The following is a 9831-nucleotide window of genomic DNA, read 5'->3' as shown; positions in this document are numbered from 1 at the left end:
CCGGACCCCTCGCGGGACCCCCCCGGGGGGGCGCCCCCGCCCCCCCGGGGGGGGGCGGGGGGGGCGGGGGCGGGGGGGGGGGGGGGGGGGGGGGGGGGGGGGGCCCCCCCCGCCCCGCCCCGGTGCCCCCGACCACACGGACAGACCCGTACGACCGCCTCTCTGGCATGGAGCCCACGCACATGGTGAACGAGGACAAGCTTCGCGACTACCTCAAGCGGGCGACCGCCGATCTGCGCCAGGCCCGCAGGCGGTTGCGCGAAGTCGAGGAACAGAACCAGGAGCCCATCGCGATCGTCGCGATGAGCTGCCGCTACCCGGGCGGTGTCCGCACCCCCGACGACCTGTGGCGGCTCGTCGCCGACGGCCGTGACGCGGTCTCCGGATTCCCGGCGGACCGCGGCTGGGACGTCGAGACGCTCTACGACGCCGACCCCGACAGCGCCGGATCCAGCTACGTCAGCGAGGGCGGCTTCCTCTACGACGCCGCCCGCTTCGACCCCGCGCCCTTCGGGATCTCGCCGCGCGAGGCCCTCGCCATGGACCCGCAGCAGCGGCTGCTGCTGGAGACCTCGTGGGAGGCGTTCGAGCGGGCCGGCATCGACCCGACGTCCCTGCGCGGCAGCCGGACGGCCGTCTTCGCCGGTGTGATGTACCACGACTACACCGCCCGCCTGGACTCCGTACCCGAGGGCGTCGAGGGCTTCCTCGGCACCGGCAGCTCCGGCAGCATCGCCTCCGGCCGCGTGGCTTACACGTTCGGGCTCGAAGGGCCGGCCGTCACCGTCGACACCGCCTGCTCGTCCTCCTTGGTCACCCTGCACCTCGCCGTCCAGGCCCTGCGGGCGGGGGAGTGCACCATGGCCCTGGCCGGCGGTGTCACCGTCATGGCGACCCCGGCCACCTTCACCGAGTTCAGCCGCCAGCGCGGACTGGCCGCCGACGGCCGTTGCAAGCCCTTCGCGGCGGGCGCCGACGGCACGGGCTGGGGCGAAGGCGTCGGCATGCTGCTCGTGGAGCGGCTGTCCGACGCGCAGCGCAACGGCCACCCCGTCCTGGCCGTGATCCGGGGCAGCGCCATCAACCAGGACGGCGCGAGCAACGGTCTGACGGCCCCCAACGGCCCGTCGCAGCAGCGCGTCATCCACCAGGCCCTCACCAACGCCCGCCTGGGCGCGGCCGACGTGGACGTGGTCGAGGCGCACGGCACCGGCACCACCCTGGGCGACCCGATCGAGGCGCAGGCCGTCCTCGCCACCTACGGGCAGGACCGGCCGGCCGACCGGCCCCTGCTGCTCGGTTCGATCAAATCCAACATCGGGCACACGCAGGCCGCGGCCGGTGTCGCGAGCATCATCAAGATGGTCGAGGCGATGCGGCACGGCGTCGTACCGAAGACCCTCCACCTGGACGAGCCCACCCCGCACGTCGACTGGCAGGCGGGCGCCGTCTCCCTCATCGGCGAGACCCGCGCCTGGCCGCAGACCGGTGCCCCGCGTCGTGCGGCGGTGTCGTCGTTCGGGTTCAGCGGGACGAACGCGCACGTGATCGTGGAACAGGCGCCGGAGGCGGCCGACGCCGCCGTGGAGGAGGACCGTTCTCCGATGCCGGTGGTGCCGTGGGTGCTGTCCGGTAAGAGTGCGGCGGCTCTGCGGGCGCAGGCGGAGCGGTTGGCGGGTGTGCCGGGTCTGGCGGAGCTGGATCCGGTGGACGTGGGCTGGTCGTTGGCGTCTTCGCGGGCGGGGCTGGATCACCGGGCCGTGGTCCTGGGTGACCATGCCGTCGGTGTGGCTGCGGTGGCCTCGGGTGCGCTTTCGGCCGGTGTGGTGACCGGGTCGGTGGTCGGTGGGAAGACCGTGTTCGTGTTCCCGGGTCAGGGTTCGCAGTGGGTGGGGATGGCGGCGGGCCTGCTGGAGTCCTCCGAGGTGTTCGCGGCGCGGATCGAGGAGTGCGCCAAGGCGCTGGAGCCGTTCACCGACTGGTCGCTGCTGGATGTCCTGCGGGGCGTCGACGGCGCGCCGTCCCTCGACCGGGTGGATGTGGTCCAGCCGGCGCTGTTCGCGGTGATGGTGTCGCTGGCCGAGGTGTGGCGTGGGGCGGGTGTGCGTCCGGGTGCGGTGATCGGTCACTCGCAGGGCGAGATCGCCGCTGCCTGTGTGGCGGGGATCCTGTCGCTGGAGGACGCGGCGCGTGTGGTGGCGTTGCGCAGTCAGGCCATTGGCCGGGTGCTGGCGGGGCTGGGCGGGATGGTGTCGGTGCCGCTTCCGGCCGCTGAGGTGCGGGAGCGGATCGCGCCGTGGGGTGAGGAGCGGATTTCCGTCGCCGCCGTGAACGGCCCGTCTTCGGTGGTGATTTCGGGCGCGGCGGAGGCGTTGGACGAGTTCATGGCCGCGTGTGAGGCGGACGGGACGCGGGCTAAGCGGATCGCGGTGGACTACGCCTCGCACTCCGCGCAGGTGGAGCTGCTGCGCGAGGAACTCGACGCGCTGCTGGCCCCGATCGTCCCGCGCGACGCGGAGGTTCCCTTCCTGTCCACCGTCACCGGCGAGTGGGTGAACGGACCCGAGCTGGACGCCGGTTACTGGTTCCGCAACCTCCGTCAGACCGTGGAGCTGGAGCGGGCCACCCGGACCCTGCTCGACCAGGGCTTCGGTGTGTTCATCGAGTCCAGCCCGCATCCGGTCCTCACGGTCGGTCTTCAGGAGACCGTCGAGGACGCGGGCCGTGAGGCCGCCGTCCTCGGGTCCCTGCGCCGGGGCGAAGGCGGGCTGGAGCGCTTCTGGCTCTCCCTCGGCGAGGCCTACGTACGCGGTGTGGCCGTCGACTGGCAGTCCGTCTTCGCCGGGACCGGCGCCCAGCGCGTCGACCTGCCGACGTACGCCTTCCAGCAGGAGCACTACTGGCTCGAAAGCGGCACCATCGAGGAAGCCGAGACCGCCGCCCACCCCGCCGACACCGTCGACGCCCGCTTCTGGGAAGCCGTCGAGCGCCACGACGTGGCCGCCCTCACGGCGGAGCTCGACATCGACGCGGACGAGACGCTCGCCGCCCTCCTGCCCGCGCTGTCCTCCTGGCGGCGTCAGAGCCAGGAACGCTCCGCGGTCGACGGCTGGCGCTACCGGATCACCTGGAAGCCCGCTCCCGACCCCGCCGGCACCCGTCTCGACGGGACCTGGCTGGTCGCGGTCCCGGAGGCGCCGGACACTTCCGCTCCCGTCGCCGCCGTCCTGCGTGCACTCGCCCAGCACGGCGCCGACGTACGGCAGATCGCCGTCCCCCGCTCCCACGACGCCCGGGCCGAGCTGGCCGGGCGGATCCAGGAGGTCCTCGCCGACGCTCCCGCCGTAGCGGGCGTGCTCTCGCTGCTGACCCCCGCCGGGACCGAGGCGGAGCCGATCGGCGCGGCCGCGCCCGCCGGGGTGATCGCGACCCTGTCCCTCGTCCAGGCCCTCGGTGACGCCGAGGTGGCCGCCCCGCTGTGGTGCGTCACCCGGGGCGCCGTCTCCGTGGCCCGCCCCGAGCGGCAGGCCGATCCGGCGCAGGCCCCGGTCTGGGGCCTCGGCCGGGTGACGGCCCTGGAGCACGGCGAGCGGTGGGGTGGTCTGGTCGACCTGCCCGCCGAGACCGACGAGCGGGCCCTTGAGCGGCTCGTCGGGGTGCTGGCCGGTGACGGGGCCGAGGACCAGGTCGCGGTGCGGTCGTCCGGGCTGTTCGTACGTCGTCTCGTGCGGGCGCGGCTGGCCGACACCCCGGCCGTGCGCGACTGGCGCCCGGCCGGCACCACGCTGGTCACGGGCGGTACGGGCGCCCTCGGCGCGCACGTCGCCCGCTGGCTCGCGCAGAACGGCGCCGAGCATCTGGTCCTGACCAGCCGCCGGGGCGCCGACGCGCCCGGCGCGGCCGAGCTGCGCGAGGAGCTGGCCGCGCTCGGTGCCCGGGTGACCCTGGCCGCCTGTGACGTCAGCGACCGCGACGCCCTCGCCGCCCTGATCGCGGCCGTCCCCGCCGACCAGCCGCTGACCGCCGTCGTGCACACGGCGGCCGTCCTGGACGACGGCGTCATCGAGGCGCTGACCCCCGAGCAGATCGAGCGGGTCCTGCGGGTGAAGGTCGACGCGACCCTCCACCTGCACGAGCTGACCCGTGACCTCGACCTGTCCGCCTTCGTGCTCTTCTCCTCCTTCGCCGCCACCTTCGGCGCCCCCGGCCAGGGCAACTACGCACCCGGCAACGCCTTCCTCGACGCCTTCGCCGAGTACCGCCGGGCCGAGGGCCTGCCCGCCACCTCCCTCGCCTGGGGCCCCTGGGGCGACGGGGGCATGGCCGAGGGTGCCGTGGGGGACCGGATGCGCCGCCACGGCGTCATCGAGATGGCCCCCGAACGGGCCGTCAGGGCTCTGGGACACGCCCTGGACCGCGACGAGACGACCCTGACGGTCGCGGACATGGAGTGGAAGCGCTTCGTCCTCGCCTTCACCTCCGGCCGCGCCCGCCCGCTGCTGCACGACCTGCCCGAGGCCCGCCAGGCCGCCGAGCCGGGCCGCGCCGACACGGCGGAGGACGGCGGCGCCGCCCTGCTCGTCCGCCGGCTCGCCGGGCAGCCCGAGGCCGAACAGGAGCGGCTGCTGCTGGAGCTGGTCCGCACGGCCGTCGCCGCCGTCCTCGGCTACGCCGGTCCCGACGCGGTGGAGGCCGGCCGGGCCTTCAAGGAACTCGGCTTCGACTCCCTCACCTCCGTCGAGCTGCGCAACCGCCTGAACGCGGCCGCCGGGCTCAAGCTGCCGCCCACCCTCGTCTTCGACTACCCGACCCCCACCGTGCTCGCCCGCCACCTGCGCGGCGAACTCGCCGGCCAGGGTGCGGCGGGTGCCCTGAGCGCGCCCACGGCCGCCACCACCGCGGCCGACACCGAGCCGATCGCCCTCGTCGCGATGAGCTGCCGCTTCCCAGGCGGGGTCCGCAGCCCGGAAGAGCTGTGGCAGCTGCTGGTCTCCGGCGGCGACGCCCTCTCGGAGTTCCCCGCCGACCGGGGCTGGGACGTCGAGGCGCTGTACAACCCCGACCCCGACGCCCCGGGCACCTCCTACACCCGCGAGGGCGGCTTCCTCACCGACGCGGCCTCCTTCGACCCGGCGTTCTTCGGGATCTCCCCGCGCGAGGCCCTGGCGATGGACCCGCAGCAGCGGCTGCTGCTGGAGACCTCGTGGGAGACCTTCGAGCGGGCCGGGATCGACCCGGAGACCCTCCGGGGCAGCCAGTCCGGCGTGTTCGTCGGCACCAACGGCTCCGACTACTCCCACCTCGTACGGGGCGCGGCCACCGAGGGCCTCGAAGGCCACCTGGCCACCGGCAGCGCGGGCAGCGTCGTCTCCGGCCGGCTCTCGTACACGTTCGGCCTCGAAGGTCCGGCCGTCACCGTCGACACCGCCTGCTCGGCCTCGCTCGTCGCCCTCCACCTCGCTGTGCAGGCGCTGCGTTCAGGGGAGTGCTCCCTGGCCCTGGCCGGCGGCGTGACGGTCATGTCCACGCCCGGCACCTTCATCGAGTTCAGCCGCCAGCGCGGCCTGTCCACCGACGGCCGCTGCAAGGCCTTCTCCGCCGACGCCGACGGCTTCAGCCCGGCCGAGGGCGTCGGCATGCTGCTCGTGGAACGCCTGTCGGACGCGCGGCGCAACGGCCACCCGGTCCTCGCCGTCATCCGCGGTACGGCCATCAACCAGGACGGTGCCTCCAACGGCCTCACGGCCCCGAACGGCCCCTCCCAGCAGCGCGTCATCCGCCAGGCCCTGGCCAACGCCCGCCTGACCCCGGCCGAGGTCGACGTCGTGGAAGCCCACGGCACCGGGACGACGCTCGGCGACCCGATCGAGGCCCAGGCCCTGCTGGCCACCTACGGCCAGGACCGGCCCGAGGACCGGCCGCTGCTGCTCGGCTCGATCAAGTCCAACATCGGCCACGCGCAGGCCGCCGCCGGCGTCGCCGGTGTGATGAAGGTCGTCCTGGCCATGCGGCACGGCATACTGCCGCAGAGCATCCACATCGCCGAGCCCACCCCGCACGTGGACTGGAGCGCGGGCGAGGTCGCCCTGCTGACCGAGCCGCGGGCCTGGCCCGAGACCGGTGGCCGTCCCTGGCGCGCGGGTGTTTCCTCGTTCGGATTCAGCGGGACGAACGCGCATGCCATCATCGAGCAGGCCCCGGCCGGACAGGGGTCCGGGGACCCCGACGCCCAGGGGACCCCAGTCCCCCCGAAGCCCCACCCCCTACTGGCCGCGACGACCCCCGGGGAGCACGGCACCGAGCACCCGGTCCCGCTGCCCTGGCCGCTGACGGCCAAGACCGACAAGGCGCTCCACGCCCAGGCCGACCGCCTGCTGAACCACCTTGCCACCCGCCCTGACCTGCGCAGCAGCGATATCGGCCACTCCCTGGCCACCACCCGCACGGCCCACGACCGCCGTGCGGTACTGATCGGCCGGGGCCGCGAGCAACACCTCGCGGGCCTGGCCACCCTGACCGCCGGGGGCACCGCCCCCCTGCTCGTCCAGGGGTCGGTCATCGGGGGCAGGACCGCCTTCGTGTTCCCCGGACAGGGGTCGCAATGGGTGGGAATGGCGGAAGCGCTGTTGGACGCTTCACCCGTGTTTGCAACCCGGGTGGAAGAGTGCGCGAAGGCCCTGGAGCCGTTCACCGACTGGTCGTTGGTGGACGTGCTCCGGGCCGTCGACGGCGCGCCCTCCCTCGACCGGGTGGATGTGGTCCAGCCGGCGCTGTTCGCGGTGATGGTGTCGCTGGCCGAGGTGTGGCGGGCGGCCGGTGTCCGGCCGGATGCCGTGATCGGTCACTCGCAGGGCGAGATCGCTGCCGCGTGCGTGGCGGGGATCCTGTCCCTGGAGGACGCGGCGCGTGTGGTGGCGCTGCGCAGTCAGGCCATCGGCCGGGTGCTGGCGGGGCTGGGCGGGATGGTGTCCGTACCGCTCCCGGCCGCCGAGGTACGCGAGCGGATCGCGCCGTGGGGTGAGGAGCGGATTTCCGTCGCCGCCGTGAACGGCCCGTCCTCTGTGGTGATTTCGGGCGCGGCGGAGGCGCTGGACGAGTTCATGGCCGCGTGTGAGGCGGACGGGACGCGCGCCCGGCGGATCGCGGTGGACTACGCCTCGCACTCCGCGCAGGTGGAGTTGCTGCGCGAGGAACTCGACGCGCTCCTCGCCCCGATCGTCCCGCGCGATGCGGAGGTTCCCTTCCTCTCCACCGTCACCGGCGAGTGGGTCAAGGGACCCGAGCTGGACGCGGGTTACTGGTTCCGCAACCTGCGCCAGACCGTCGAGCTGGAGCAGGCCACCCGCACGCTGCTCGACCAGGGCTGCGGCGTCTTCATCGAGTCCAGCCCGCACCCCGTCCTGACGGTCGGCCTTCAGGAGAGCGTGGAGGACGCGGGCCGCGAGGCCGCCGTCCTCGGGTCCCTGCGCCGGGGCGAAGGCGGCCTGGAGCGCTTCTGGCTCTCCCTCGGCGAGGCCTACGTACGCGGTGTGACCGTGGACTGGGACGCGGTGTTCGCCGGAACCGGCGCCCAGCGCGTCGACCTGCCCACGTACGCCTTCCAGTCGCAGCGGTACTGGCCCGAGGCGGCACCCGCCGAACCCGGGGCGCGCCCGGCCGAGAGCGCCTTCGACGCCCGGTTCTGGGACGCCGTCGAACGCGAAGACCTGGCGGCTCTCACCACCGAGCTGCACATCGAGGGCGACCAGCCCCTGACCGCGCTGCTCCCCGCGCTGTCCTCCTGGCGGCGCGAGAGCCGCGAGCAGTCCACCTCCGACGCGTGGCGCTACCGCGTCACCTGGAAGCCGCTGGCCGAACCCGGTGCCGGTCGGCCGTCGGGGGACTGGCTGGTCGTCGTACCCGAGGCCCTCACCGGTCCGGCCGGGGACACGGCCGCCGCCGTGCTGCGTACGCTCGCCGAGCGCGGCGCGGAGGTCCGTACGGTCACCGTGACCGCCGCCACCGGCCACCGCGACGCGCTCACCACCGCCCTCAAGGCCGCCATCGACGGGGCCGCCGCCCCCGCCGGCGTGCTCTCCCTCCTCGCCCTCGGCGACACCGACGGCGCCGCGCTCCGCGCCCACACCGGACTGCTCCACACCGCCGCGCTCGTCCAGGCCCTAGGCGACGCCGAGGCGTCCGCACCGCTGTGGTGCGTCACCCGGGGCGCCGTCGCGGTGACCCGCTCCGAGCGGCTCCAGGATCCGGCGCAGGCACTCCTGTGGGGCTTCGGCCGCACCGTGGCCCTGGAGTTCCCCGACCGCTGGGGCGGCCTCGTCGACCTGCCCGCGCAGGCCGACGAGCGGACCCTCGAACGGCTCGTCGCGGTGCTGGCCGGTGACGGGGCCGAAGACCAGGTGGCGCTGCGCCCCGCCGGAGCGTTCGGCCGGCGCCTGGCGCACGCCTCGCTCGCGGACGCGCCCCCCGCGCCCGCCTGGAAGCCGCACGGCACCACGCTCGTCACCGGCGGTACGGGCGCCCTCGGCGCCCATGTGGCCCGCTGGCTCGCCGAGAACGGCGCCGAGCACCTGATCCTGACCAGCCGCCGCGGCGACGGCGCCCCCGGCGCCGCCGAACTCCGTACGGAACTGGCCGCGCTCGGCGCCCGGGTCACGATCTCCGCCTGCGACATGGCCGACCGGGACGCCGTGGCCGCGCTCCTCGCCTCCGTTCCCGCCGACCTTCCCCTCACCGCCGTCGTGCACACCGCCGGCGTCCTGGACGACGGGGTCATCGACGGGCTGACGCCCGAGCGGTTCGCGACCGTACTCGCCCCCAAGGCGGACGCGGCGCTCACCCTCCACGAACTGACCCGCGATCTCGGCCTGTCGGCGTTCGTCCTGTTCTCCGGAGTCGCCGGCACCCTCGGTGACGCCGGACAGGCCAACTACGCCGCCGCCAACTCCTACCTGGACGCCCTCGCCGAGCAGCGGCACGCCGACGGCCTGCCCGCCACCTCGGTGGCCTGGGGCCGATGGGGTGACAGCGGTCTGGCCGCCGGCGGCGCCATCGGCGAGCGGCTCGACCGCGGCGGTGTCCCCGCCATGGCGCCGCGCACCGCGATCCGGGCGCTCCAGCAGGCCCTGGACCACGGCGACCCGGCCGTCGCCGTCGCCGACATCCAGTGGGAGCGGTTCACGCCCGGCTACACCGCCGTGCGGCCCAGCCCCTTCCTCGGCGACCTGCCCGAGGTGCGCCGGCTCGCGCAGGCGGCCCCGGCCGCCGGTGACGGGGACGCGGGCGCGCCCGGGGCTCCGGGCGAGGCGCTGCGCCGACGGCTGTCGGTGATGCCGCAGACCGAACAGGCGCTGGCCGTACTGGAACTGGTGCGCTCCCACGCGGCGACCGCGCTGGGCCACGCCGGTACCGACGAGGTGGGCGCGGGACGTGCGTTCAAGGAGCTCGGCTTCGACTCCCTGATCGCCCTGGAACTGCGCAACCGGCTGAACGCCGCCACCGGACTGAAGCTGCCGGCCACGCTGGTCTTCGACCACCCGACCCCGGCCGTCCTCGCGGACTTCCTGCGGGCCGAGATCGTCCAGGACGGCAGCGCCGCGGCCGCTCCCGGCATCGCGGAGCTGGAGAAGCTCGAATCCGCGCTCTCCGTCCTCGACCCGGACGACCCGGACGGCCGGACGCGCACCGACATCGCCGTACGCCTCCAGGCCCTCCTGGCGAAGTGGGGTGAACCCCAAGACCGTTCGAGCGGCGAAGCCGTGGCCGAGAAGCTCCAGGAAGCCACGCCCGACGAGCTCTTCGACTTCATCGAGAACGAGCTCGGTATCTAGCACA

1 protein-coding gene is annotated in these 9831 nt (G+C 74.6%); it reads left to right on the top strand.

Annotated features, from left to right (window positions below; all coding sequences use genetic code 11):
* Positions 1 to 182: 182 nt before the first annotated feature.
* Positions 183 to 9827, top strand: coding sequence for a type I polyketide synthase (locus ACZ6ZT_RS32380; protein ID WP_469723846.1), 9645 nt, complete (start codon positions 183 to 185; stop codon positions 9825 to 9827).
* The last annotated feature ends 4 nt before the right edge of the window (positions 9828 to 9831 follow it).

The sequence above is a fragment of the Streptomyces sp. NPDC102258 genome (assembly GCF_055584685.1).
Note: the sequence above shows the minus strand (reverse complement) of the source record. Positions and strands in the feature narration are given on the sequence as shown.